Here is a 25,065-nt window from a genome sequence, read left to right on the forward strand (position 1 = left end):
TCAGAGCCGCCCGAGGATCCGCACGAGCACCCGCCGCAGGTCGTCCCCGTCCGGCTCCGGTGCCAGCACCCAGGTGTCCGGCCCGTCCGGCGGGACCGGGTGCCGTGGATAGTGGACGCGGAGGGTGAGCGCGCCCGGCACGGGCAGCGGCGGCTCGTGGACGTGCGTGAGCAGCAGGGTGCGGGGCTCGCCCGAGTCGACCGCGGCCAGCCCGCGCGCCGCCTCACGGGCCAGCGCCGCCGCACGCGCCGGGTCGGCGGGCTCCGGCAGGACCGGCGTCCACAGCCGGCGCAGATCCGACGCGCACGTCAGCCGGGCGGGCGCCCCACGGCCGTCGAGGTGCACCAGCGCCACCGCACGGTCGGCCTCCAGCAGCGCCGCCGCCAGCAGATGCGCGCACAGACGCAGACAGCTGCCCACCTGCCCCTGCGCCGCGGCCCCCGTGTCGAGGACGAGCACCGCGTCCCGCTCGGTCCACGGCAGCCGCCCACGCCGGGTGCGGTACAGCAGCGCGTCCTGCGCCCACAGGGCGTTCAACAAGGGTGCGGGCAACGCCATTTGACTCGGCACGAGCCGGTCGGGCGGCCCGTGCCGGGCCCACTGCGCGGGGGCGCCCGCCGTGGTGGGGCCGGGTACGTCGTCACCGAGAAGGACGGGCAGGCGCGAGGGCAGGTCGGGGATCCGGGCGGCGGCCTCCGCGGCCGACGCCCACGGCCCCCGCGCGAGCCGCAACGGCAGCGCCGGGTCCTCCCGGACCGCGTCCGGGCCCAACAGGGCCAGCAGCGGCAGGAGTTCGTCCCCGACCCGGTCCAGGGCGGCGGCCAGTTCGGAGGCCGTGACCGAGGGGCGCTCCGGCGGCTCGCCGCTGCCGCGCAGGCCCCACTCCAGCGTGGTGCGCAGCTCCTGGAGGGACACGCCCGGCGGTGGGACGTACCGCGCGTCTCCCGGCAGCCGCGACGCCACCAGTGCGCCGAGCGCCGGATGCGCGGAGCGCGGCCAGCCCAGGTTCCGCAGGGCGCGGGCGGCCGGGCTCTGATGGAGGAGCCGCCGTCCCGGGGAGGGCGCCGGGCGCAGCAGCCCCGCGATGTCCGCGAGCGCGTCCAGCGGTACGGCCGCGTCGACCGCGGCGGCCATCGTGCCCAACTCGGCCAGGTACGCGGGGGATTCGGGCAACGGCGGGCCGGGCTCCGTCGCCTCCGGCGAGGTCCGCACCTCCCACAGGAGGGTAAGGCCGCCGCTGTACGTCACGGCCAGTCGGCGGCCGTCGGAGGACCAGCGCACCGACCACACCGGGCCGCGCTCGGGGCCCTCGTCCAGGGTCATCGCCACCGTGCCCCGGGTCACGTCCCACACCTCGACCACCGTGGTGTCCGCACCGGGGCCCGGCGCGGCGAGCAGCGAGCCGTCCGGTGACCAGGCCAGCGCCGGTGCCCAGCCGCGCCCGCCCGGCGCGCCGAACTCGCGCTGCACCCGCCAGGTCAGCGTCGACCACACCACCGACGGCCCCTGCCCGGCGGGCGGCGTCGCGGCCAGCCGGCTGCCGTCCGGCGACCAGGCGACGCGGGTGACGAACGCGCCGGAGGGCAGGGGCAGTCGCCGGGCCCGCTCCCTGCGCGGCATGTGCCAGAGCATCACCGCACCCAGGGTCCCGGCCGCGAGGACCGTCCCGTCCGGTGACCAGGTAGGGCGGCCCGTGCCCTGCGGGAGATGCAGACTGCCGCGCTGCTGGGCCGGGACGCCGCGAGCATCCAGGACGTGCACGAACAGGTGTGTGGGTGCGGGCCCCGGTTCGGGCACGACCAGCGTCGCCGATCCCTCGGCCGGTGCCGGGCACCACGCGGGACCCTGACCGCCCTCCAGTACCGCCCGGGCCTCCCCGCTGCCCAGGTCGAGAACGGTCAGCCCGGCCTGACCCTCGCGTGACGCGCAGGCCAGCAACTCGCCGCCCCCGGGAGAGAGTTCGAGGTCATGGGCGCCGCCCGGGCCCGTGGCCACGGCCACGCTCCGGCGCCCGTCGTCCGGACCGGGCGCCTTCAGCGGGGCGAGCGAACCCGGCGCGGTCTCCAGTACCCAACGGCCGTCCCGCGAGGGGGCGATCGCCGGAGCCCACAGGGCGTCACCGGCGTCGTACAGCAGCGTCTGTCCGGTGATCCGGGGCGCCCGGTCCCGCAGGGCCGGCAGTGCCCGTCCCACCGAGCGGCACATCGCCGCCGCCCAGCTGCGCAGCAGCACACCGACCCGGCGCTCCGCGCGGTACGGTGCCGCGTCCGGCAGCTCCCACAGCTCCGGGCCCGCCCCGGCGGTGAACAGCAGCCGCCCGGTCGCCGACACGCTCAGGTCCCGCGGTGACGTGATCCGCGCGGGCAGCTGCGCGACCCGCTCCAGCGCACGGTCGAGGACGAGCAGGGCGTCCCGATCGGTGGCGGCCACGAGGAACCGTCCGGTCCGGCTGAAGCCCAGTGCCACGACGGCACCGGAGAGCGGTGCGTCGGCGAGGCTCCGGCCGGTGGTGCGGTCGACCAGGTGCAGCCCCGCCGCGTCGGCGAAGGCGAGCGTGTCGCGCTCCGGCGACCAGGCGAGGGCGGTGATGCCGGTGCGGCCCGTGCACGGGGCGAAGTCCATCCGGACCGGGGAGACGCTCCACAGCTGGAGCGCGGTGGCGGTGGCCAGGCAGAGCTGGCGGCCCTGCGGATCCCAGGCCAGGGCGACCACCGGGTCCACCGTCGGCAGCGGGGACGACACGAGGGTGCCCCGATGGTGGACGAGCACGCCGTCACCGGCGCAGGCCACCCACAGTCCGTCGGGCGACACCGTGAGCGTGTCCGCGCCGGCCGGCACCGGGAACCCGTCGTCGGCCGGCGCCCCGCTGTCCCCGTCGTACACCTCGACCCGCCCCGCGCGCAGCACGAACACCTCACCGCCGTCCGGCCCCCAGGCCACGGCCGCCGGCCGCCCCTCCCCGGGCGCCGACCACAGCACCCGCCCGGTGTCGTCACGACAGCTCAGGGCACGCTCGGTGAGATGCAGAAACGCGGTGCCGTCCCGGGAGAGACCGGTGCAGGGGTCGGTACCGGTGAGCGAGAGGAGCCGCCGGGGGCCGGGAGGAACGGCGGCCTCGGGGCGGGCCGTCATGGGAGCCCCGGGGAATCGGCGACGCCGCGGCCTGACTCTGTGCGACAGGTCGGTGGCGCGTGGTCGGTCGCCGCTGTGCCACCGCTCACCGTCTCGCCGCCGCCGCTCGCTGTCTCGCCCTGCTCCGTCCCGCCTCCGGTCGCTGTCTCGCCCCGCTCGGTCCCGCCGTCACTCGTCGTCTCGCCTCTCTCCGTCCCGCCGCCGCTCGCCGTCACCGTTCCTCTGTCCCCTCCAGTGCCGCCCGTTCGAACAGGCGGGCCGCCTCCAGAGGGTCGCCCGCGGAGCGGAAGGCCTCGGCGGCGCCCTCGTGGTCGCCCGTGGCGCGTAGGCGTGCGGCCCGTTCGAGCGCCTCGCCGGGGCTGTGGTGGGGTGTCGGAGCCGGCCCTTGCGGGGTGCCGCTCGCCGTGGCCAGCGCGTCCAGGGCGTCGAGGAGTTCGCGGCCCGCCTTCGACAGACCGGTGGAGACCTCGACCGGCTCCGGTGGGGCCCACAGGGTCCACAGGGGCACCATCGGGGCGAGCGGGAAGCGGTGCCGGCCGCCGTGCCAGCAGACCACCGCCGAGGTGCCGTCGAGGCCGAAAAGGTGAGCGCGGGCCGCGGGCGGCAGCGGGGGCGTGAGTGTGTGCCCGGCTTCCAGGAACAGGCTGCCGGGACCGATGCGGTGCAGGGGAACGCCGAACGGGAGGTCGCGGGCCAGGCCCGCCGGTTCGAGGAGCAGATGGTGACCGGGGCCCGGCAGCAGGAACCCGGCCTCCCCGAGGGGCCGGCCCGGCAAGTACCGGCGCAGAAGGGGGAGTTCGTCGTCGTGCAGCAGGACCGCGTCGACCGCCGTGTCCGCGTGGGCGTCGGACACGACCCGCACCCGCGTCGACGGCACTCGCGCGGCGTCCGGCAACGCGCAAGCGGTGAGCGGGGGTTCGGCCGCCACCCCGACCAGCTCGGTCGGTACCGGCGAAGGTGCTCCCAGTGGCTCAAGACGCAGCGGAGGCCACTCCTCGCGGTCGCCGACCAGCCACAACTCCCCTTCGGGCACCGGGGAGTACAGCAGGGCGTCGTCGAGGGGAGGAGACAGACGTACGTCCAGCAGCAGCCGTTCGCAGCCGGTCACCGCACGGCACACCGCCGTCCGGGGCAGCGCCGAAAGGGCCACGACCAGGGCGTGCGGGATCGCGTCCGGTGACGTCAACGCGAAGGCCGTCAACTCGTGTGGGGGGAGGTCCGGGCTGTCCCAGGGGCGGGCCCGTACGGCGAGCGACGACACCTCGACACCGAAGGCCAGCGCCTGGCGGACGACGGACGACAGGAGTTGCGGTGCCGTCAGCACCAGCACGGTGCGGTGGCCGGCCCGGGCGGGCGGGGTCAGGGGGAGACGGGAGACCAGGTCCACCAGGTCGAGCGCGGGCCAGGACAGCACCTCGCTCAACTGATCGGGTCCGCCGCCGGGTTGGCCCGCGAGCGCCCCGTGTCCGAGGACCGGTCGAGGTGCGCCGCCGTGCAGGCTCAGCAGCTCGGTGCCGACCGTCGGGCCGATCACACTGAGCAGCCAGACCGCCCCGCCGCCCGGCTCCCCGTGACAGCTCCACTCCGCCGCCCCCGCCCGGTGCAGCGCCTCCAACGCGCCGAGGACCCGGTGCGGGGAGGTGAAACGGGCGGCGACGCGCCAGTCGACGGTGGGGGAGGAGGTGTACGAGACCGGCGGCGCCGGTGTCGGAGGGTCCTCCTCCGGCGGGCGCGCCGGGCGCACGCTGAAGCGGACGCCGTGGTCGTGAGCGCCGCTCGCCTGGCGGGGTGGCCGTGGCGGGGGCTGGACCGGAGGGGGCTGCGGGGTCGGCGGCGGAGCCCCGCGCGGCGCCGGGCGCGCCACGATCGGGGTCGGCGGGGTGCCGGCGGAGGGGGGTGTCTCCGGCGTGATGCGGTTCAGGAAACGCCGCAGGGGGCTTTCGCCGCGTTCCATGGATCAGCGCCCCTCGGCCCGGCCGACGTCCGCGTCGACGCCCGTCCCGACGTTCGCGTCGACGCCTGTCTCGCCGCCCGTCCCGACGTCCGCCTCGACGGGCGGCCCGGACGGCAGCCAGGCGGTGGAGCCGAGCCGTTCGCCGGCCCACTCCCGCCAGCGGTCCAGTACGTCTCCGCCGCCCTGGGCGTCGTAGGCCGCTCGGAACAGCCGTGCCCCCCAGTCGAAGCGCTCGATCCGGTCCGCCGCCTCGACGCCCCAGTCCAGCGTCAGCCGGCGCTCGGTGCGGGCGGCCAGGGACGGCAGCCGGGCCTCGACGCGGGGGAGGAGGGCGAGGAGGGGGCCGGCCGGGCCGCCGCCGAGGCGGTCGGCGAGGGCGCGGGCGAGTTCGAGGCGGAGCAGCTGGGGTCCCTTGCCGACGGTGTCGGCGGCGGCCAGGAGCCGGCGGGCGGGGGTGATGTCACCGGCCAGGAGCAGCTCCCAGGCCGCCTCCAGTCTGCGGCCCCGCTCCTGCCAGCAGCGGGCGGCGAGTTCGGGTCGGCCGAGCAGCCGGTAGCAGCGGGCCGCCTGTTCCGGGTGGCCGGCCTGCCGGTAGGTGCGCGCGGCGTGCTCCAAGTCGCCGGCCCGCTGGTAGGCGTCGGCCGCCGACCACTGCCAGCCGAGCAGGTCGTAGCAGCGGGCGGCCTCGGTGTGCGCCTGGGCCTCGGAGTAGCAGCGCGCGGCCTTGAGCAGCAGCCGGGTGCGCCGGCTCATGCGGTCTCCCGCTCACCCGGCTCGGGACCCTCGCTCTCGACGGCCTCCTCCCGCGTGCGCCGCGGGGTCTGCGGCGTCGGATCGTGCCGTTGCAGGGGCCGCTCCTCGAACGGCGAGATCTCCTCGACGTCCGGCCGGCGCGCCAGGACCTGCCCCAGCTCGGCGCTGATCCGGTCGTGCTCGGCGTCGTGCTCGGGGCCGGAACCGGCGCCGATGTCGTCCACCTGGAACAGTTCGACCTCTCCGGTGTCCGGGTTGAACCGGAACCGCACCCGCACCCGCATCGATCAGTTCTCCATCCCGGATCAGTTCCCCACGGCGTCGAAGCCCCCAGCCGGCCCCGAGTCAGTTCTCCGTCCTGTCGAAGTCGATCTCGAACTCGATGTCGATGCCGCCGTCGGACTCCTCCTGCCGGATGCCGGTGGCGCCGTGCTGCCGGGCGAAGTCGAGCAGCGCCCGCTGATAGGCCGTGGCCAGCACGCCGTTCACGGCCCGCAGCCCGTCCTGCCCGAGCCGGGTGATGCGCTCGCGGTTGCGGGTCTCCAGGTCGGCGCGGACCCGCTCACGCTCCTCGGCCAGCCGGGCCCGTGCGTCGTCGTCCGCCGCCCGCTGGAGCCGGGCCTCGGCCGCGGCGGCCGCGGTGGTCGACTCCTGGTCCGCCTGCGCCCGCAGCCGTCCCGCCAGTTCGCGCGCCCGGCGCACGGCGTCGGCCTCGGCGACCACCTGCGCCTCGCGCTCGGCCACTTCACGGGTGCGTCCGGCGAATCCGTCGGCGTAGTACCGCCCTTCGCCGCTGCCGGTGGCCTGCTCGCGGACCGCGCCGCGCAGGGTCTCGGCCGCGTGGCCCTCGACGGTGACCTGGTCCTCCAGGCGGGCGGTCACCACGAGTTCGCCGGTGGCGGGGTCGTAGCGGACCTGACCGTCCGTCAAGGTGAGTACATGGCCGCCGCCTTCGGCCAGCCAGCCGTCGGCCGTGGCGAGCGTGTGCTCGAAGACCTGCCGGGTGGCCTGCCCCAGCGTGCCGCCGAACGGATGGCGCACCTCCAACTCGCTGACCACGGAGTCGCTGGCGCTGGCGCGGCGCTCCAGGGCGAGTTCCCACGCCTCGACGACTTCTCTGGTGGCCTCGACACGGACCCTGCGCGGATTGCACATAGAGCTGGTGTCCCCCTGATTCCGCAGCCGGGCGCGGGCGCCCGTAGCTGTGCGTCAGCCCTGGTCCAGCAAGGCCAGAGTGTGGTCGATGATACTCGCGAGCTCCCTCTCGCCTTCCCTGTTGCCCGGAACAGCACGCCTCAACTCCAGTCTCAGGGTATTGAGTTGACGCAGGACGCGCTCCACGGACGCGGGCGGCGACCCGGCCCCGACCTGACGGCCGAGGACCCGCGCGTCGGAGACCAGGCGTTGTACGGTCCGGGCGGGTTCGTCGGGGTCCTCGGAGAGGCCGCCGGTGCGGCGGCGTACCGCCTCCTGTACCACCGGCGCGTGCGCCGGGTCGGACCAGAAGTGTTCCAGCGGCCACAGGTCGGCGGCCTCGGCCCGTACCCGCTCCTCCCGCAGCGCCGCCGCGGCCACCAGCCGGAGCCCGCGGATGATCCGCCGGTCGGACAACGTCACGCCCTGGCCGAGGAGTTCATGGATCAGCTCCGCGTACTCCGGGGTGACCACGCTCAGATCGGCGTGCGCCAGCTGCCGGTGCAGCCGGTCCAGGGTGGCCGCGTCGATCCACGCGTGCTCGTCACCGGCGGAGGTGGCGCGGCCGAGCGCGGAACCCTTCGCCAGGAGTTCGTCCAGCCGGTTGCCTGCCACCGGCGGGATCGTCAGGCGCAGCAGGAACCGGTCGGCGAAGGCGAGCAACGAGGGGTCCTGCGGCAGGGAGTTGGCGGCGCCGACGAGGGTGATGAGCGGGACGGCCTCGACGCCCTGGCCGTTGTGGAAGACGCGCTCGTTCATCACGGTCAGCAGGGTGTTGAGGATCGGACTGCCGCTCTGGAAGATCTCGTCGAGGAAGGCGACCTGCGCCTGGGGCAGCATGCCGTCGGTGCGGAACCGGTACTCGTGGCCGCTCTGGAAGGCGGGCACGTCCACCGGCCCGAACAGCTCGGCCGGTTCGGTGAACCGGGTCAGCAGCCGTACGAAGGGGCGGCTGCCGAGCCCTGCCGCGAACCGGCTGACGAGGTCCGTCTTGCCGGTGCCCGGCGGCCCGAGCAGCAGCACGTGCTCGTGCGCGAGGACCGCGACCTCCAGCAGGTCCAGGGCGAGCCGCCGCCCCACGAAGTGCTGGTCGATGCTGCGGCCGAGCGCCTTGAGACGTCGTACGGCGTTGAGGTCGTCGCCACTCCAGGTGGCCGTCGCGGTTGTCATCGGCGCTCCGAGATCATTTCCAGGCGGCCCTGCTGGAGGCGCCCCACCAGCCAGCCCAGCCGGCGTGCGTCGGGTTCGATGCCGTGCATGTGTCTGCCGACGAACGCGTCCCGCATCAGGGAGCGCAGCTCGTCGCCGTTGCGGCCCGCGGTGGCCTCGGCGATCAGTTCGAGCACCTCGTCGTCCAGGGAGATGTGATAGCGGCCCGCGTGGTGGCGCAGGATGGCCCGGCGGGCGGTGACGTCGGGCAGCGAGATGGCGATGGAACGGAACCGGCTCGGCCGCAGCAGCGCCTTGTCGATGATGTCGATGCGGTTCGTCGTGCCGATCACCAGCATCGGCACCTCGGGCCGGAAGCCGTCCATCTCGGTGAGGATCTGCGCGACCACGCTGTTGCCGGCCCGGCTGCCGCCGTCGGGACGGTTGCTGCGCTCCATCGTGATCGCGTCGATCTCGTCGAAGACGATGACGGAGGGCGCGCTGCGCCGCGCGGACGCGAAGATCTCCCGCACCTTGCGCTCGCTCTCACCGACGTACATGTCGGTGACCTCGGGCCCGGACACCACCTGGATGGTGGCGTTCATGCCGTTGGCGATGGCCTTGGCGAACAGTGTCTTACCGGTGCCGGGCGGGCCGTAGAAGATGATGCCGCGCGGGACGAGTTCGGAGCGCACCTCCTCCATGTCGTCGGGCAGGCTCTGCGCGCCGCTGATGATGGCGAGCGTCTGCCGGATCTCGTCCTTGACCTCGTCGTAGCCGCCGATGTCGCCCAGCGTGACGTTGGGGACCTCGAAGTGCGAGGACTGCTGCGCCTTGAACGTCAACAGCGTCTCCCGCAGGTCCTGTTGGGTGGCCCGCTTCGGCTGCGTCCGGTGCTTCTCGTGCGCGTACCGCATGGCCTGCCGCAGGCGTACGGGGTTCATGCCGGCGACGTGCTTGTAGAACTCGCGCGGCTGGAACCCCTCGAAGGTCTCGGCCTCCTCCCGCGTCACCAGGGCGGCCCCCAGGAGGGCCTCCTCGGTCTCCGGCGTCTTCACCTTCGGCGGCAGACCGCTGAGGGTGACCCGGGCGCTGAACCGCTCGGCCAGCACGTCCGGCAGCGGCAGGGTGGGGTCGGCGAAGGCGAGGACCAGCTGATCGGGGAAGGCGTAGAGCAGCTCGACCAGTTCACGCGCCTCGGCGTGCCGGCCGATGTCGGCGCTGCCGGCCAGCAGGTCGAGATGGGTGAGGACGATGACGTCGCCCTCCTTCAACTCCTCCAGCTGGGCGCGGAGTCGGGCGAGGCGGCGCTGCCGGGTGCTCAGCTGCGCGCCGTTCATGTCGGCGACGGGGTCGCCGGACCCACGGCCACCGCCGCCCTCGTCGTCCGTCGAGTCGTCGTCGAGCCGGATGCCGCGGCACTCGGCGAGCGTGACCATCTCCTCCCACAGATGGGTGACGATCAGCTTCTCGCTGATGACGAGGACGGGCAGCCGGCTGCGCAGCAGGGAGGCGACGCGTTCGATGTGCGGGTAGTAGGCGAGCCGGACGGCCTGGGCGTCGGTGATGCGGTCCGGGTGGTCGGCCGGTTCGGTGTCGGGTGCCGCTTCCACACCGCCGGCGTTCCCGTCGAGGGGCTTGGCGAGGGACGTGGGGGCGGGCGAGGTCGGTGACGTCTGCACCGGCGGGGCCGTGATCCCGGGCGGCGCGAACAGCGGTGTACCGGGGTAGATCTCGGACCGCAGCAGGATGTCGGCGGCGAAGTCCGACCAGGGCCGGTCCAGCAGCTCCTCGTCCAGCGGGTCCAGCAGCCACACCTCGCAGGAGGCCAGCACCTCCCGCAGTGGGCGGTCGCCCGCCGTGCCGAGCAGGTCCATCCGGTCGCCGTGGTCCGCGGTGGCCAGGCGCAGTGCTCTCGTCATCGGTCCAGCACCTCGCGCAATGCCTCGAACTCCCGGACCCGGCCGTAGATGCGGTGGAGTTCCGTGCCCCGGCGGTAGCCGCTGAGCAGTGGACGGCGGCGCAGCTCCTCGGGATGGCGACGGGCCAGCACCGACAGGGGCTGCCACCAGTCGAGGGTGGCCCGCGCCCACTGGCCGGCCTCGTCGTCGTCGAGCAGCCGGGCCGGGGTGTCCCGCGCCAACTTCCGGACGTCGTCGGTGAGTCCGCGGTAGTGGCCGCCGTAGTGCAGCAGCGCTGTCTCGTACACCTCGTACACGACTGTTCTCTCCCCCGGGGTGAAGCGGAACCGGCGCAGCAGCGCCGCGCGGTGACGGGCGGTGGCGGGCGAGGACGGCGGTGCGGCGAGGCCCGCCACCGCCACGCGTCTGCCCTCGGTGTGGTCCAGGAACCGGTCGAGAAGCTGCCCGCAGCGCTCCTCCGTGCCCGGCGGAGGAGCGTCGAAGAGGGCGGTGAGCGGGGAGGCGCGCAGCAGTGCCGTGCGCAGCTCGGCGTCGACCGGAGTCGCCGACAGGGCACGCCCGACCAGGCCATGACGGGCCATCAGATCGCGGACGGTACCCGAGCCGCCCACGCCCTCGGCCATCAGACGCGCCGTCGGCGGGGCGTCCCGCAGTGCCAGTGCGGCCGCGACCATCAGCGGCTCCAGGCCCGTCGGCCCACGGTCACCGAGGGGCGGGTCGGACAGGTGCAGCCGGGCCGCGGTGACGCGGGCCAGCCGTTCGAGGAGGACGACCGGGTCGTCGTCGCTCTCGCGCGGCGCGGCGGAGGTCGTCGGAGGCGGCAACGGGGTGCCGTCGGGGGCCGGTTCAGTGATGGCCCAGTGAAGGATGCGTACTACGGTGGCTGTCAGGGTCGTCATCGAGGTTCCGGATCGGACAGGGCGCCATCCAGTCGTCGGAGGAGGCGTAGCAGGTCAGCACCCGCCGCCGCGAGGTGAGGTTGATCAGGGCGGCCACCTGCCAGGGGCGCCGGAAGGTGTCCCGGTGCAGGTCGATGTCGGTGCGGGACAGACCGATGGTGCGCTCGGTCTGGAACAGATGGGTGTGGTACCAGCCGACGAGCTGACGGTCGCCGAGCGTCCGGCTCATCGCGCGGAACGAGTCGCCGGTGAACGTGAAGTGCATCAGTGAGGCCCCCGAGTGCTCGGCGGGGAGCACCTCGTCGACGATCACCGCGTGCAGGGCGGGGTCGTCGGCCCGGCGGAAGGCCCGGCCGACCAGGAAGCCGCCCTCCTCGATCTCGGTCGACAGCTCCATCTCCATCAGGCTGCGCTGCACCCCGGTGCCGAGCAGCACGGTCACCGGCGCCCCGGTGTCGCTGAGCGTCACGCCGTACCCGGCCAGGTCGAGCAGCGGGATCTCGGGCTCGGCGGCCGGGCGGATACCGAACGGCAGCCGGGTGGAGCGCGAGACGTCGATGTCGTCCGTGCCGTCCACCACCGGGGGCAGCCGCTGCGCCGACTCCCCGTCCTCGGGTGAGGGCAGCCCGGCGATCCGGAACGCCCAGCGACGCTCCTCGGGTGCGATCTCCCGGGCGAGCCGGGCGAGTACGGGGCCGACGAGAGAGTTGACGGAGTAGGGCTTCTGGTAGACCACGCGTCCCTCCATATGGATCGCGACATGGATGTACCCGAAGTCGGCGCGGAGATTGGTGAGGTGGAGATCCCCCTCATAGGTGTCGGTCTCGGACGGTACTGAGGTCGCGGGGGTCTCGGGCTCGTAGGTGTCGGGGCCGGGGTCGTTGCGCAGCATCAGCACGAAACGGGGGCGGCCCTTGAAGGGGGCCGTCTCCGCCGCGAACGCCGGCTTGAGCAGCGCGATCAGCGGTTCGGTGCGCACCAGTTGGCGCGCTTCGCCCTGGAAGAGCTCGATGTCAAGTGCCATCGGCCACCCCGTCCGTCCGCCGTATCCGCAGCGCGCCGACGCGCAGCGCGCCGTCGTCGGGGGGTGGGACAGGCACCGGCGGCTTGCCCCCGATGGCCTCGATCATGGCCGCACCGTCCTCCGTCTGAGCCCAATATGCCGCGATTGGGTTGAAACTGTCCGAGATCTCGTAATTACGATACCCAGCCATGTCCACGAGCATCTGGCACAGTTGGCCGAAGTCCAGGGCGGGGCGCCAGGAGTGCGCCAGCACCCCCAGGCACACGGCCCCCTCGGCCTCGGGGTACTGCGGATCGGGTCCCTTGATGTTGGGGTGGAAGATCGGGCTCAGCCAGAAGACGGCCGGGGCGACCAGCGGGAAGTCCGGGCCCAGCAGGATCAGCAGATTGTGCTTGTCCTGCGCCTCCGGGCGCGGTAGCGCGCTCGCGCTTTGCTGGTCCGGGAGGCGCAGCCCCGGCCCCTTGAAGCGGATCTCGTAGTCGGTGGGGAACTCCGGGTCGTCGGTGTCGACGATCTCGAAGTCCTCGTGCTGGTCCGCGTAGCGGTGCATCTCCTCGCGCACCCGGATGATCGCCTGCATCCGCAACTCGGCGTGCCCGGCGGTCGCTTCGGGATACACGTTGAGCGTGTCGCCCTCGCGCACGCCCGCGTCGTGCAGGGACTGCGCCGGGTCCAGGCGGCGGAAGCTGCCGTCCGGCTGCTGATGGTCGACGACGGTCCGCGGGCGCCGCCCCATCCGGCCCTCGTAGTGCGCCAGCACGGCGGCGGCGATGTCCCGCACCGGGGTGATCGACGGCACGCCCGCCAGGTCGTAGGGCTGCTGGTCGGGGCCGTTGACCCGAAGCGCCTCCAGCAGATAAGGGCGGTGGTCGTACACCTCCTGGAGGATCTCCAGGTCCGCCGGGGCGCCCGCCGCGATCAACTCGCCGCGTACATCGTCGATCTGACCGTAGGTCAGTTCCCGCGTCAGCGACATCGCGATCTGCCCGACCTGGGCCTCCTCGCCCTGGCTGACGAAGAACAGCTCGGCGCGGGGATCGAGGCGGCGCACCTCCTCGATGAACGCCGCGTGGTGCGTGCTGCACACGAAGACCAGGGTCGGATAGGTCTCCGGCTCCGTCGGCGGTGCGGACGCCGGCGTCGGACCGGAGGGCGGCGGGCCGTGGTACTCGGAGCGGGGCGGCTGCGGCGGCTCGGTGACCGGCTCCAGCGCCTCGACGGAGGCCCGGAACACCGCGTTGCCCGGGTACTCGTTGTGCGCGGCACGGGCCAGCAGCGCCTCGCCGTCCACCAGCACACCCGCGTCGATCAGACGGCGCACCTCCGACCAGTAGAACCGGGGGGACAGTTCCGTGGACGGCAGGCGGGCCTCGCGGAACCCGATCGACCGCAGGATGATCTCGCCCTCCTGGGGGTTGATCACCCGCTCCAGCTCGTTGTACAGCTCGTCCCTCACAGGACACCCTCCGTCGTCGCGCGCCGTGCCTCGGTCAAGTCGCCCTGTATTCCCTGCCGTTCCGTCCCGGCGGCGGCCAACTCGACGTACCGCAGCCCCGATCCGTCGCGCCGGGCCACGGGCAGTACTTCACGCGGCGCCACCCCCAGTGCGCTCAGCCGCGCCGAGGCGGGCGCGGACCGCAGCCGGGAGGTGATGGCGCGCACCGCCGCCCGCCGCCGCACCGGCCTGCTGAATCCTGCCCAGGCGAGCGGCTCTTCGTGCATGTCCAGGTGGTCCAGCAGCTCGCCCACCGTGGCCCGGTGGTCCAGCGGCAGCACCGGGACCTCCCCGGGCAGCCGCTCGTGCAGCGGACAGTCCGGGTCGGGATGCTCACGCGGCGGAGTGCCGGACAGCGGTACGGCGAGCCCGGCGGCGTCCACCCGCAACGGCGCGTCCGGCACCGACAGCCCCAGCAGCAGCCGTACGGCGAAATCGGCGAGCCACGCGCCGACCAGCGCGGACACCGGAGCCGAGGCGCCCACCTCGGCGGCCGGATCGGGCGCGGCGCACGACCACGGGTCGTCCTGCACCGCACGCTCGGCCGGACCGAGACCACAGGCCCGGCAGCGCCCGCCGGGCGGGAACCAGGTGACCTCGCCGCCCCACGCGTGCGTGCCGCCGTCGAGCATGCCGGTCCCGGCGAGTGTGCACCGCCCGGCCAGGGAGATCCGGGCGGCCCGGCTGTCCAGCGCGCTCACCACCAGGTCGGCCTCACGGAGTTCGGCCAGCCCGGCCCCGGAGACATGCGGCGCCTCGCGGGCATCCACGGTCGTGCCGGGCGCCAGGTCCGTCAGTGCCCCGGCCAGCACCCGCGCCTTGGGCCGGCCCACGTCCGCCGCGCGGAACAGCGGGCAGCGGCTGAGGTTGCTCACCGCGACCGTGTCCGGATCGCACACCACCAGTCGGCCGAGCCCCGCCAACGCCAGTGTCTGGGCGACCGTGTTGCCGAGCGCGCCGGCGCCCGCGAGGACGACCGTCGCACCGGCCAGCCGCCGCTGGTCCCAGCCGGGGATCAGCGCGTGCCGCGCGAACCGGTCCCCGGTCACCGGGGGTCCCGCAGGGAGTTGAGCATCAGACACGGCACCCCGGGATGCTGGGCCTTCCAGTCGTCGTAACAGACCAGGCCGTGGTCCGGGTCGCGGTGGACGGCGCTCGCGCAGGTCGGCGCGTCCGGCGCACAGGTGCAGTGGATGACCACCTCGTCCGGCCGGAAGGTGTGCCCGCACACCCAGCAGCGGTGCCGGGTCGGGGCCCCGTCGCCCGGCCCCGGATGGAGCCGCAGCAGCGGATGACCCCGGTGCAGCCGGACCGTGTTCAGCTCCGGCGGGGGCGGATTCGCCTCGTCCACGCCCTGGTGGAACAGCTCGGCCGCGACGGAGGACTGGCCGCCCGCCTCGGGGTTCAGACAGTCCAGACGGCGGCTGCGGTGCTTGAGGACGACGCCGGGGCCGGTGTCCGCGCGCTCGATGGAGATCTGCTCGCCCAGCCGGAAGGAGTGATGGCAGACCGGGCAGGTGGTCCCGGCCGAGCCGAGCTTGCGCAGCAGCTGCGAGGTGACGACGGTGACCTCCTCACCGGGCTCGCCGTCCGGCTGGGGCACGTCGACCGCCTCGCGGCGCCCGCCCGCCTGCCCGAGCAGGAAGTCGTACGCCGCCGGGCTCGGCCCGCCCCCGGCCGCCTCCCGCGCCTGCGCCTCCGCCTGCTCCCGGGCCTGGCTGCGCCGCCGCCGCTCGGCCACGTTCACCCCGGCCGGGACATGAACGCTCACGGTGCGGGGCCGCTGCTCGCTCATAGGCCGCCGCCCTTCCGGCCCCCCAGCTCGCGCCGCAGGTCAGGCGGTCCGAGCGGGCCGAGGCCCACCCCTGCCCGGGCCTGTTTGAAGGCCTGCTCCCCGGACTCGCCGAGAGCCAGCGCCGTGTAGTACTCCCGGCAGAAGTCCAGTGCGGCGTCGTCGTTCAGCTTCGCCGGGGCGCCGATGACCTCGCCCACGAAAGGTCTGACGACATCCAGATACCGGCCCAGATGGCAGGCGTTGAGGACGGCGACCGTCACTCCGCCCACCGCGTCGAGGACCGTGCCGAGCGCCTTCGCGCTCACCGGGGCGACCGTGCCGTCGTCCTCCTCCAGCAGCAGTTCGCCGTCGGTGGAGCCGTGCCCGCCGAAGTGCAGGATGTCCGGCTTGTGTTCGGTGAACGCCGGGATCAGATCGCGGCGCCGGGTCGCCGCCGACAGCCTGAGGTCCAGGACGCGGCGACGGCCCCGGCGGGCGGCCTCCTCGATGGTGCGGTACTCGTGCCGCAGCTGGAGCCTGGACGCCTCTCGGGGGCCCGCCAGCAGACACAGCACCGTCAGCCGCTCGTCCGGCGACCCGCCCGAGGTCGGAGGGTTCACCGACCGGCCCAGCACGTCGTTGGTCGGGAAGTCCCGGTGCGCCGCCCGGACGAGGTCCTCCAGCGTGAAGCCGAACGCCCCGTGCTCGATCGTCAGACAGATCCGGAACCAGTGGCCGAGCGGCGCCTGGGAACCCCCGAAGGGCGGCAGCCGGGTCAGATCGGCGCCCAGCCCCCGCAGCAGCAGCTCCGCGCTGAGCGGGTCCGCGTACAACTCCGCCAGTACGCGCAGCACCCCGTCCCGTTGCAGCTGCCCCGCCGTCAGTGCCGCCATGCGCGCTCCCCCCAGCCTCAGGTGCTCCGACTGTACCGGGCCAGGTCATACCCCTGACTGGCCTTTGCCCAACAGGAGTTGATCATCCGTCAGGAACTGGTGAACGCCGAGTGCACTCATTTCGGTGCTCTGCCTGAAGCACCGCTCGCGTGGGCAGCGTTCTGTGATAGTTGGTGTCCGGCAGGGCTACGGGGAGGAGACACGGGGGTGGCGGAGTTCCGGGGCCGAAGGCCCGGGTCGGGGGACGGGGTGGAGGCGGTCTTCAGCCTTGAGGAGGACACCGGGGAGCAGGGCCGCCTGGAGCTGCCACCCTTCCGGGTACGGCGGTACCGCAGGCTGCCCGGCCGGCATCCGGTGATGATGCAGGAGGCCGTCGGGCCCGAGGCCGAGCTGCGTATGCGACGGCACTTCGAACTCTTCGGCAGCCTCACCGACTTCCACGGCCCGCACCTGCCCCGCCAGCTCACCCACGTCCTCGCCTACGACGACTCCACCCGCCCGCACCGACTGCTGCTCGACGGCCGCGGCGTCCCCCTGTCCGGCTTCGAGACCCCGGACGTGCTGCACGGACCACGGCTGCGCGGTGTCGTGCAGGACCTCTTCGAGGCCGTCGCCGGACTGCACGAACCCCGTCTGGTGCACGGCCGGATCAGCCCCGAGCACCTGTGGTGGGACCCGGCCGAAGGGCTGCAACTCGGCGGACTGGACGGGGCCGTGTACGCCACCGAGCCGCTGCCCGACCGACCGGCGACCGCATGGGACGCGCCCGGATTCCGGCCCGGACTCCCCGCCTCCGCCGACCAGGACGTGCTCAGCGCCGCCCTCGTCGCGTTCTGGATGGCCACCGGCGAGACCCTGCCGCGCGGCTCCTCCCGCGAACACATCCACGCTGTCCTCGACCAGGGCCACGAGGAATGGCTCCAGGAACTCCTGCGCGCCGCCTTCCCGTTGGGCTCCGCCGTCTCCCCGCCCGCGCGCGAACTGGTCCGCCGCCTCGTCGACGGCGCCACGCCGAGCGGCCTGTTCGAGCGACCCCTCGCGGAACAGGCCAAACGCCGCGAGACCCTCGCCCGCGAGGAGTTCCGCGCCCTGCGCGCCCGCCAGCGCACCGGCGCCGGCCGCCTGCGGGCCAACGGCTACGCCCCGCCCGCCGTACGGCCCCCCGGCCGGTGGCGACGACTGGGGCGACGGCTGCGGATCGTCACCGACCGGCCGCTGCCCACCCTCGGCCCCGTCGAGTGCCCCATGTGCCTGCGGGCCCTGAACTGGGACACGGCCGAGCGGGTCGTCCTCGACGCCTCCGGCGGCATGCTGCCCGAGGCCGACCTGCCCACCCACTCCGCCGCCGAGCGGGACGCCCAGCTCGCCCGCACCTATGTGGTCTGCCCCGGCAACGACGACGTGCCCCAGCACGAACTCCCCTACCGCTACCCGCTGTTCGGCACCGAACCGGTCCGTATCGGGCTGGTCGGCGCCTCCAGCACCGGCAAGTCCCATCTGCTGGCCGCGATGATCGACCAGGCCCGCAAGTCCACCGTCATGGCCCGCTACGGCCTGCGCGTGGAGGCCCTGGACCCCCAGCGCTACCACCTCTACCTCAACGAGGTCGTCGCCCCCTTCATCGACGGCCGCGAGGAACTCGTCGCCACCGCCGACCGCCCCGAACTGCGCTACTCCACCGGCCTGGTCGTCACCGACGAGCACTCCGGCCGCTCGCACAGCGTCGTCTTCTTCGACGTGGCCGGCGGCCGGCTGGAACGCCCCGGCCGCGAGTCCGACTTCCTCAACCGGCTCAGCGCCCTGCTCTGCGTCGTCGACCCGACCCGCGTGTACGGCCTGACCTCCCAGGGCGGTACGACCGGACGCGACCCGGCGTTCGAGCACGTCCGCCAGCGGCTGCGCCAGCAACAGGCCAACCCCGCCCTGCCGTTCCTGCCGGTCCCGTGCGCCCTCGTCGTCACCAAGAGCGACCTGCTGCGCTTCCGCGGGTACCGCGAGATCGACGGCTGGCTGCACGAAAAGCCGGACGCCGAAGGCGACCTGAGCACCGTGGAGCGGGAGAGCGAGGACGTGTACGCCTTCCTCGGCGCCCGCGGCGGCGGCGACTGGCTCCAGCTCGCCGGCGAGTGCCAGGGCTCCACCCTGCACCTTGCCTCCGCCACCGGAACCGGCCCCCGAGCCCAGGCCGACCAGGCCGCGGCCCGCCGCTTCGACGAGACACTGTTCCGGCAACACCGCGTACTGCGCCCGCTGTTGGCGCTGCTCGCCATGAAGGGCGTCATGACGGGTCCGGCCGCCGACGCCCTGCTGTTGGGACGGGGGCCCGGCACATGAGCCTGCCCGCGCGCGGCGGCCCCCGCGCCGACATCACCGTCTACCAGTGGTCCGAACGCTCCCTCACCGGCCGCGGCGACGTCGGCCCGGTCGCCACCTCCCTCGACCGCGAGGCGCTGCTGCGCTGGAACAGCCGGATCGAGCACATGGTGTGGGCCACCCAGGAACATCCAGGCGACACCGCGCCCGGGTTCGTCTACCTCCGGCACGACCACGAGGCCGCCGTCCTGCGCAAACTCCCGGTCCGCGACCCGCACGGCCGGGCCGGCTCCACCCTCACCTACGTCCTGACCGGCCCGGCCGCCGGCATCGACCTGCACCTCGCGCTCGCCGCCTGCCGCAGCGACTGGGACGACTGGCTGCCGCCGCCGGTCCGGCAGAGTGCCCTCCTCGACGGCCAGGCGACCCGGGGGAGCGGCGCCGAGCGCCTGGAGCGGGTCCCGCTGGACCTCGTACGGCAGTTGCTGATCGACGAGCAACATCTCCTCGACGTCCTCGACACGGCGGCCGAGGACGTGCCCGACGACCTGCTGGTGCGACTCGTCGAGGCGGTCATGGACGAGCCCGGGGCGCCGCTCACGGTGGTCGGTTCACCGGTCGACGGCGAGGTCGTCGTGCACGCCCTGGCCGGGCTGCTGGGCCGGGTGGTGCTGGGCAGCTGGGGCTTCGCCACCCGGGAGGAGAACGACGGGGCGAAGGACCTGCCCCAGTTCGTCTTCGTACGCGGCGACGGCACCGGGGCCCGGCACTCCGCCCGGCGCCGCATCGACGTCAAGGCCGACCCCGGCCCGCCCGGCCCCCTGCACGACCAGGCCGCACGCCTCGTCGCCTTCCAGCGGCGTCGCGGTGCCGACGCCCTCACCCGGCTGCTGCCGGACCAGCCCATGGCCAGCGCCTCGAAGATCAGGGAGTGGGCGTCCGGCCACCAGGTGGCGCCCGGACTCATGACCGATGTGATGAGCCTGCTGGAGGCGGCCCCGAGCGGCGACCTCTCGGACCGCGAGGACGCCTATCTGCGCAGCGCCACCGCGATCCCCCGGATACAGCTGGAACTCGACCGCGCCACCGAGGGACAGCTGGCCCGGCTCATGGCCCTCTGGCGTCCCGACACGGTCGAACTCCAGCCCTACCGGCGGCTGCGGGACGAGATCCACACCTGGGCCCTGCACCGCTGCTTCGACGGCGGCGGCCCGGACCTGCTGCGCGAACTCACCGTGGCGCCGCCGGGCGGGCAGGTGGTGTTCCGGGTGATGGAGCAGCGGCTGGAGAGCGCCGCGCGCAGACACGCGAGCTTCGACGTACTGCCGCTGCTGCGGATCGCCCTGCGGATCGGCGTCGCCGACAGCGTGCTGAACGACATGGTGCGCGTGCTCGTGGGGCGCTTCAGCATGGCGTTCCTGCTGGGTGAGGTGGACCGGATCAGCCGGATCGCCCCGGCCCAGGCCCGTGTCCTGCTGGAGAGCTGCACCGGGCACCGCGGCGGCAAGGAGCGCCTCAACCCCTTCGACGTCCTGCGCCGCACCCAGTTCCACGCCGAGGCGGTGGACCGGATGGCGCCGCAGAACCCCTGGCAGGCGGTGCATCTGTACCGGCTGCTGCTGCTCTGCACCATGGGGGCGCAACTGGGGCAGCGCGAGGTGCTGGACGTCCTGGAGGCGGCGGGGCGCTCCCCGTCGCCCGCTCTGCTCCAGGCGCTTCTCGACAGCTGCCGACGCGGGAAGGCGCAGGACACCGTCCAGGGCGTCGTCGTCCAGCAGTACTTCCAGCAGCATCTGCCCGGCCGGCCGCACGACGGAGACCACGGCCCCGACCGCCGTGGCCCCCGGTACTGAGGGAGAGGTCTTGTCCAGCAGGAAACCCGACACACACCAGCCCGCGCCCCCGGCGCCCGAACCCTCCGAGGCACTCCGGGCCGCCGCCGACCGGCTGACCGAGCTGGCCGAGGAGTGCCCCGAGGAGAGCACCGGGCGCTCCGTCCTGACCTGGATCGCCGATGACGCCCGGGCCGGCGGCCGGGCTCTGTCGGGCGTCAACCTGCTGCACGCCTATCCGCCCGAGGTGCTGGTGCCGGACGAGGAGCCGCGCAACAGCGGGCTGATCGCCGTGGTGTCGACCGCGCGGGACGTGTCCGTGTTCCTGCCGATCGTGCTGACATGGCTCTCCCTGTGGTTCGCCTTCCAGGACTTCCAGGACTCGGCGAAGGGCACCAACTTCCTGAAACTGTGGGCCTCCGGCTTCGGCGGCACCGCGGTCCTGCTCGTGGTGCTGCTCATCGGCGGAGTGGTCCTCGCGACGACGTGGCTGCAACGCCTGGAATGGTCCGCCGAGCACGACGCGTCCCGCACCCGGCTGCGCACCCGGGTCGGCGGCCAGCTGACCCTCCTCACCATGGAGCTCTCCAAGCACGCGGTCCTGGAGGCCCAGGTCGTGCCGGCAGGCCAACTCGTCGGCATCGCACGGGACATCACCCGCAGCACGGCCGAACTCTCCCGCACCCTCTCCGACAGTGCCGACCGCATGGAGCGGATCTTCGCGCCAGGACCCGAGGGGCGCTTCGTCACCGCCCTCGACCAATGGACCCGCTCCGCAGGCGAGTTGGGCGAGATGGGCCGCTCCCTGACCGTGCCGCACCAACTCCTGCGCGACTTCGCCAAGATGCGCGACGACCTGCGCGGCGACGAACAGGCCACCCGCGAGTCCCTCACCCGCCTCCTCGCCGAACTGCGCCGCGCGGCCGGCAGCTCCCAGGAGGCCAACCGGGTGCACGCCACCGTCGCCGACGAGGTCACCGAGACCACCCGCAGGGTCGGCGAGGCCATGGGCGTGCTCAACGACAACAGCGAGCGGATGTACGCCTACATGGACGCCCTGGAGCGGGTGCTCGCCCTGTTGCAGAACGGAGGCGGGAGCGGGACCGGCGGTTACGGTTCCGCCCCTGGCCCGATGTCGAACTCCGGCGGCCCGTCCACGGGCCCCTACGGCGGTCCCTCCAACGGCCCCTACGGCGGCCCCTTCAACGGCAACGGGCATCCCGGCGGCGGCTCCCACGGGCCCGCCGCGGCGCCGCCTCCGCCGCCCGCGCCGCCCCGCCCCGACACCGGTGGCTCCGACACCACGGCCCCCGACACCACGGGCCCCGACACCGGAGCAGCGACGCCGCCGCCCCGCCGGCCCGGTGACGACTGGTACAGCGGGGAAGAGCGGTGAGGCGACGCCCCCCGGGCGCCGGTATCGCCCCGCGCCATCTCGCGGGCTGGCTCTTCGCGGACCTGTTCCTGGTGCTGTTCCTGGTCGTGCTCGGCATGGTCGCCTCGGACGGCACCGGTGCGGCAGGGGCGAAGAAGTCCCCGAAGCCCTCGTCCTCGTCCTCGCCGTCGTCCGCCGCCTCGCCGTCCCCGTCGCGCACGGCGAAGGGGCCGACCGGCCTCGACCCGAAACGGCACACCATCGCGGTGTCCCTGTCCTCGGGCGCGACGGGACGCGCCGCCGGTAAGGGAAACCTCAACGCCGCCGACCGCAAGAAGATCGTCGCGGCCCTCGACAAGGAGATGCGCGCGAGCGGTGACGGGCGCCGTATCGGCATGGTCATCACCTTCGGCGTCGCCCCGCAGTCGATGCTCGGCGCGGCGACCGACCTCGCGGAGGACGTCAACGCCACCCTCAAGTCCCGCCGCCCCCAGGCCTTCTGCGGCGGGAACGTGGGCACGCGCCCGTTCTGGTCCGGGGGATCGGCGGACCGGGTGGAGATAGAGCTGTACTACATCAACGCGTGCGAGGGACAGGGTTGAGGCGCGGGCCGAACTGTGGGCGTTCCACAAGGAGTTCGCCGTACGGCGGCGGCCCATCGGCCGTGCACCACGTGCGTCAGGCCCGCAGACGGGGGATCTCGATCGCCGGGCAGCGGTCCATCACGATGTCGAGGCCCGCCGCACGCGCACGGTCGTACGCCGCCTCGTCGATCACGTCGAGCTGGAACCAGACCGCCTTGGCGCCCTTGGCGATCGCCTCGTCGACGACCGGGCCCGCGAGGTCGCTGTTGACGAAGACGTCGACCACGTCCACGTCGAAGGGGATGTCGGCGAGTGAGGCGTAGCCCTGTTCGCCGTGCACGGTCTCCGCCTTCGGATGCACGGGCACGATCCGCTTCCCGTAGCGCTGGAGCACCTCGGCCACGCCGTACGCCGCGCGCCGCCGGTTCGAGGACAGGCCGACCACGGCCCAGGTGTCGCCGCTCTCGGTGAGTATCTTGCGGACCGTCGCTTCGTCTCCGTACACCGTGGGTCTCCTGGAGGGTCTCCGTTGCTGGGGCGCTCCGCACAACAGCGCACCGCTCCCGCTGATTCCCCCGGTACGACGTCCCGCGCGCACCCCTGCCCCACCGGCCCACGCACCTCGCCGCGCCCCGCCACCCTGACCGGAATCTGCGCCACCTGCCTGCGGACGGCCTCCGTCCCGCCTACGCTCACCACGTGCTGCGCATCATCGACGCCCGAACCGGCGACCCCATCGAGGCCGCCCCCGCCCGCCGTGGCCTGACCCGTGTCGAGGTGCATGTGCCAGGCCTCGACGGCACCGCCCTGCGGGTGCTGCTCGTCGCCGACACCCTCGTACGCGCCCTCGAACTCGGCGGCACGCCGGTGTGGGCGCTGCTCGACAGCGCGGAGCAGCGGCCCGAGGTACGGGCGGCCGCCGCGGCGCTCGGCGTCCGGCCCTTCGAGGACGGCCGGGAGGTGGGCAGGGGGCTCGGCGGGGCACAGGCCGTCCATGTGGTGGCGGAGGACAGCACCGCACCCGACCCGGAAGGGATCCGGGTCGCCGTCGCCGCCGTAGCCGCCGTCGACGGGCCGGCGGAGGGAGCGGGGGGTGCGGTCGGGGCCGTCGGGCTGTCGGCGGAGGGCGCCGAGCCCGACGTACTGCGGTTCGCCCTGCTGTCGAGGCGCCGGGACCGGACCGCACGGCTCGACGCGACCGCCCTCCAGGACGCCCACGACACCCTCGTACGGTGGCGCCGCGCCGTCGCCGCATGGGCGCGCGAGCCGTCCCGGCCGGTCCCCGACGAGGTGCGCGGAGAACTGCGCGCGGCATGGGAGGACGACCTCGACGTACCCGGCGTCCTACGGGTTCTGAGGGAGGTCGAGAGCTCCGACCTCCCGGCGGGTGCCCGCTTCGAGACGTACGCCTACGCGGACCGGCTCCTCGGCCTCGAACTCACCCGCGACCTGGGAGCGCCCGCATGATCGCGCGCGCCGGGGCGGGTCCGCTGCGCCGTCTGGTCGTGCTGCGGCACGCGAAGTCGGCCTGGCCCGAGGGCGTGCCGGACCATCGGCGTCCGCTCGCCCCGCGGGGCCGCCGGGACGCCCCGGCCGCGGGCCGCGCGCTCGCCGAGGCCGACGTCCTGCCCGATCTCGCCCTGTGCTCCACCGCCGTACGCGCCCGTCAGACCTGGGAGCTGGCCGCCGCCCAGTGGGGCACCCCGCCCCCGGTCCGCCATGACGCCCGGCTCTACGGGGCCGACGTGCCCGAACTCCTGGAGGTCGTGCACGAGGTGTCCGCCGAGGTCGAGACGCTGGTGCTGATCGGCCACAACCCCGGCCTTGAGGACCTCGTCCTCCGACTCGCGGGCGACGGCCTCGACGACACCCTCGACAGGGTCCGGGTGAAGTTCCCGACAGCGGCGATCGCGGTCCTGGCCTGGCGCGGGGCGGCTTGGGAGGACCTGGCCCCGGGGACGGCGCTGCTGACGGCGGTGACGGTGCCACGGGGGAAGAAGGCGCACTGAGCGGGCGGTACGTGTTCCCGGCCCCGGTGAGACACATCACCCGTGCGGGCGACCCGAGCCGATGCGCATAGGCTGGCCCGATGCAGGACGAGTACCGCACAGTCGCCCACGCGGGCGTGCACGAGACCGAGGTCAACCGCTCCCGCTTCCTGTGCGCCCTCGCCCCCGCGGCCACCGAGCAGGAGGCCCAGGCATTCGTCGCGGCCGTCCGCAAGGAGCACGCCGACGCCACCCACAACTGCTTCGCCTACGTCATCGGCGCCGACGGTGCGATCCAGAAGGCGAGCGACGACGGCGAACCGGGCGGCACCGCCGGCGTCCCCATGCTCCAGATGCTGCTGCGCCGTGACATGCGCTACGTCGTCGCCGTCGTCACCCGGTACTACGGCGGCGTCAAACTCGGCGCCGGCGGTCTCATCCGCGCCTACGGAGGCGCGGTCGGCGAGGCCCTCGACGCCCTCGGCACGATCACCCGCCGCCGCTTCCGCCTGGCCACCGTCACGGTCGACCACCACCGCGCGGGCAAGGTCCAGAACGACCTCCGCGCCACCGGCCGCGAGGTCCGCGACGTCCGCTACGCCGAGGCGGTCACCATCGAGATCGGCCTCCCGGACGCGGACGTCCCCGCCTTCGAGGCGTGGCTCGCGGACGCGACCGCCGGGACGGCTGGGTTCGAACTGGGCGGAGAGGCCTACGGAGATGCCTGAAATGCAGGTAACCACCCGCGTGCGTAGACCGGGTTCCAGGTGGTGTTGATCGTCCA

21 protein-coding genes are annotated in these 25,065 nt (G+C 73.9%); 7 read left to right on the forward strand and 14 right to left on the reverse strand.

Annotation, left to right across the window (positions count from 1 at the left end):
- The 13 genes from OG866_RS37160 to OG866_RS37220 form a co-directional block, all read right to left on the reverse strand.
- Positions 1–3,132, reverse strand: a complete 3,132-nt coding sequence (locus OG866_RS37160; RefSeq protein WP_329341638.1) for a hypothetical protein — start codon at positions 3,130–3,132, stop codon at positions 1–3.
- A 211-nt stretch (positions 3,133–3,343) separates the two neighbouring features.
- Positions 3,344–5,086: a hypothetical protein gene (locus tag OG866_RS37165; RefSeq protein ID WP_329341640.1), complete on the reverse strand. Its 1,743-nt coding sequence runs from the start codon at positions 5,084–5,086 to the stop codon at positions 3,344–3,346.
- Between the two features lie 3 nt (positions 5,087–5,089).
- Positions 5,090–5,839 carry a hypothetical protein gene (locus OG866_RS37170; RefSeq protein WP_329341642.1) on the reverse strand — a complete coding sequence of 250 codons (750 nt, stop codon included), beginning with the start codon at positions 5,837–5,839 and terminating at the stop codon, positions 5,090–5,092.
- Positions 5,836–6,123 (reverse strand): hypothetical protein, encoded by a 288-nt coding sequence (locus tag OG866_RS37175; RefSeq protein ID WP_329341644.1) that lies wholly within the window; start codon positions 6,121–6,123, stop codon positions 5,836–5,838. The genes OG866_RS37170 and OG866_RS37175 overlap by 4 nt, the downstream gene beginning before the upstream one ends.
- A gap of 61 nt (positions 6,124–6,184) precedes the next feature.
- Positions 6,185–6,994: a hypothetical protein gene (locus OG866_RS37180; RefSeq protein WP_329341646.1), complete on the reverse strand. Its 810-nt coding sequence runs from the start codon at positions 6,992–6,994 to the stop codon at positions 6,185–6,187.
- 54 nt (positions 6,995–7,048) lie between these two features.
- Positions 7,049–8,203, reverse strand: a complete 1,155-nt coding sequence (locus OG866_RS37185) for an AAA family ATPase (protein WP_329341647.1) — start codon at positions 8,201–8,203, stop codon at positions 7,049–7,051.
- Positions 8,200–10,104 carry an ATP-binding protein gene (locus tag OG866_RS37190; protein WP_329341648.1) on the reverse strand — a complete coding sequence of 635 codons (1,905 nt, stop codon included), beginning with the start codon at positions 10,102–10,104 and terminating at the stop codon, positions 8,200–8,202. Before OG866_RS37190 ends, OG866_RS37185 begins: the two co-directional genes overlap by 4 nt.
- Complete coding sequence (locus OG866_RS37195; RefSeq protein WP_329341649.1) at positions 10,101–11,003, reverse strand: hypothetical protein; 903 nt, start codon at positions 11,001–11,003, stop codon at positions 10,101–10,103. The genes OG866_RS37190 and OG866_RS37195 overlap by 4 nt, the downstream gene beginning before the upstream one ends.
- Positions 10,951–12,027: a JAB N-terminal domain-containing protein gene (locus OG866_RS37200; RefSeq protein WP_329341650.1), complete on the reverse strand. Its 1,077-nt coding sequence runs from the start codon at positions 12,025–12,027 to the stop codon at positions 10,951–10,953. Before OG866_RS37200 ends, OG866_RS37195 begins: the two co-directional genes overlap by 53 nt.
- Positions 12,017–13,483: a ubiquitin-conjugating enzyme E2 gene (locus OG866_RS37205; protein ID WP_329341652.1), complete on the reverse strand. Its 1,467-nt coding sequence runs from the start codon at positions 13,481–13,483 to the stop codon at positions 12,017–12,019. Before OG866_RS37205 ends, OG866_RS37200 begins: the two co-directional genes overlap by 11 nt.
- A complete protein-coding gene (locus OG866_RS37210; protein WP_329341654.1) occupies positions 13,480–14,571 on the reverse strand; it encodes a HesA/MoeB/ThiF family protein in 1,092 nt (363 codons plus the stop codon). The genes OG866_RS37205 and OG866_RS37210 overlap by 4 nt, the downstream gene beginning before the upstream one ends.
- Positions 14,568–15,317, reverse strand: coding sequence for a hypothetical protein (locus OG866_RS37215; protein ID WP_329341656.1), 750 nt, complete (start codon positions 15,315–15,317; stop codon positions 14,568–14,570). The genes OG866_RS37210 and OG866_RS37215 overlap by 4 nt, the downstream gene beginning before the upstream one ends.
- On the reverse strand, positions 15,314–16,189 hold the full coding sequence (locus OG866_RS37220) for an effector-associated domain EAD1-containing protein (protein ID WP_329341657.1): 876 nt from the start codon (positions 16,187–16,189) through the stop codon (positions 15,314–15,316). The genes OG866_RS37215 and OG866_RS37220 overlap by 4 nt, the downstream gene beginning before the upstream one ends.
- Before the next feature lie 207 nt (positions 16,190–16,396).
- Between OG866_RS37220 and OG866_RS37225 the strand changes: the two genes are divergently transcribed.
- From OG866_RS37225 to OG866_RS37240, 4 genes are read left to right on the forward strand one after another with little or no spacing between them, the layout of a single operon-like run.
- Complete coding sequence (locus OG866_RS37225; protein WP_329341659.1) at positions 16,397–18,523, forward strand: hypothetical protein; 2,127 nt, start codon at positions 16,397–16,399, stop codon at positions 18,521–18,523.
- A complete protein-coding gene (locus OG866_RS37230) occupies positions 18,520–20,355 on the forward strand; it encodes a hypothetical protein (protein WP_329341661.1) in 1,836 nt (611 codons plus the stop codon). The genes OG866_RS37225 and OG866_RS37230 overlap by 4 nt, the downstream gene beginning before the upstream one ends.
- 10 nt (positions 20,356–20,365) lie before the next feature.
- Positions 20,366–21,730 (forward strand): hypothetical protein, encoded by a 1,365-nt coding sequence (locus OG866_RS37235; protein ID WP_329341662.1) that lies wholly within the window; start codon positions 20,366–20,368, stop codon positions 21,728–21,730.
- Complete coding sequence (locus OG866_RS37240) at positions 21,727–22,311, forward strand: hypothetical protein (RefSeq protein WP_329341664.1); 585 nt, start codon at positions 21,727–21,729, stop codon at positions 22,309–22,311. Before OG866_RS37235 ends, OG866_RS37240 begins: the two co-directional genes overlap by 4 nt.
- 76 nt (positions 22,312–22,387) lie before the next feature.
- On the opposite strand, the gene OG866_RS37245 is transcribed toward OG866_RS37240, so the two are convergent.
- Complete coding sequence (locus OG866_RS37245; RefSeq protein WP_329341665.1) at positions 22,388–22,798, reverse strand: CoA-binding protein; 411 nt, start codon at positions 22,796–22,798, stop codon at positions 22,388–22,390.
- Positions 22,799–22,992: 194 nt separating this feature from the next.
- On the opposite strand from OG866_RS37245, the gene OG866_RS37250 reads away from it, so the two are divergent.
- The 3 genes from OG866_RS37250 (at position 22,993) to OG866_RS37260 (ending at position 25,009) form a co-directional block, all read left to right on the forward strand.
- Positions 22,993–23,760 carry a hypothetical protein gene (locus OG866_RS37250; protein ID WP_329341667.1) on the forward strand — a complete coding sequence of 256 codons (768 nt, stop codon included), beginning with the start codon at positions 22,993–22,995 and terminating at the stop codon, positions 23,758–23,760.
- Positions 23,757–24,302 (forward strand): SixA phosphatase family protein, encoded by a 546-nt coding sequence (locus OG866_RS37255; protein WP_329341669.1) that lies wholly within the window; start codon positions 23,757–23,759, stop codon positions 24,300–24,302. The genes OG866_RS37250 and OG866_RS37255 overlap by 4 nt, the downstream gene beginning before the upstream one ends.
- A gap of 80 nt (positions 24,303–24,382) precedes the next feature.
- Positions 24,383–25,009, forward strand: a complete 627-nt coding sequence (locus OG866_RS37260) for a YigZ family protein (protein ID WP_329341670.1) — start codon at positions 24,383–24,385, stop codon at positions 25,007–25,009.
- Positions 25,010–25,065 lie beyond the last annotated feature (56 nt).

The sequence above is a fragment of the Streptomyces sp. NBC_00663 genome (assembly GCF_036226885.1).
Lineage (GTDB): Bacteria > Actinomycetota > Actinomycetes > Streptomycetales > Streptomycetaceae > Streptomyces.

Coding starts and splice junctions, on each gene's coding strand:
- OG866_RS37160 (WP_329341638.1), bottom strand. CDS start 3,132: ATGACGGCCCGCCCCGAGGCCGCCGTTCCTCCCGGCCCCCGGCGGCTC.
- OG866_RS37195 (WP_329341649.1), bottom strand. CDS start 11,003: ATGACGACCCTGACAGCCACCGTAGTACGCATCCTTCACTGGGCCATC.
- OG866_RS37260 (WP_329341670.1), top strand. CDS start 24,383: ATGCAGGACGAGTACCGCACAGTCGCCCACGCGGGCGTGCACGAGACC.
- OG866_RS37215 (WP_329341656.1), bottom strand. CDS start 15,317: ATGAGCGAGCAGCGGCCCCGCACCGTGAGCGTTCATGTCCCGGCCGGG.
- OG866_RS37200 (WP_329341650.1), bottom strand. CDS start 12,027: ATGGCACTTGACATCGAGCTCTTCCAGGGCGAAGCGCGCCAACTGGTG.
- OG866_RS37230 (WP_329341661.1), top strand. CDS start 18,520: ATGAGCCTGCCCGCGCGCGGCGGCCCCCGCGCCGACATCACCGTCTAC.
- OG866_RS37180 (WP_329341646.1), bottom strand. CDS start 6,994: ATGTGCAATCCGCGCAGGGTCCGTGTCGAGGCCACCAGAGAAGTCGTC.
- OG866_RS37170 (WP_329341642.1), bottom strand. CDS start 5,839: ATGAGCCGGCGCACCCGGCTGCTGCTCAAGGCCGCGCGCTGCTACTCC.
- OG866_RS37185 (WP_329341647.1), bottom strand. CDS start 8,203: ATGACAACCGCGACGGCCACCTGGAGTGGCGACGACCTCAACGCCGTA.
- OG866_RS37220 (WP_329341657.1), bottom strand. CDS start 16,189: ATGGCGGCACTGACGGCGGGGCAGCTGCAACGGGACGGGGTGCTGCGC.
- OG866_RS37165 (WP_329341640.1), bottom strand. CDS start 5,086: ATGGAACGCGGCGAAAGCCCCCTGCGGCGTTTCCTGAACCGCATCACG.
- OG866_RS37190 (WP_329341648.1), bottom strand. CDS start 10,104: ATGACGAGAGCACTGCGCCTGGCCACCGCGGACCACGGCGACCGGATG.
- OG866_RS37175 (WP_329341644.1), bottom strand. CDS start 6,123: ATGCGGGTGCGGGTGCGGTTCCGGTTCAACCCGGACACCGGAGAGGTC.
- OG866_RS37255 (WP_329341669.1), top strand. CDS start 23,757: ATGATCGCGCGCGCCGGGGCGGGTCCGCTGCGCCGTCTGGTCGTGCTG.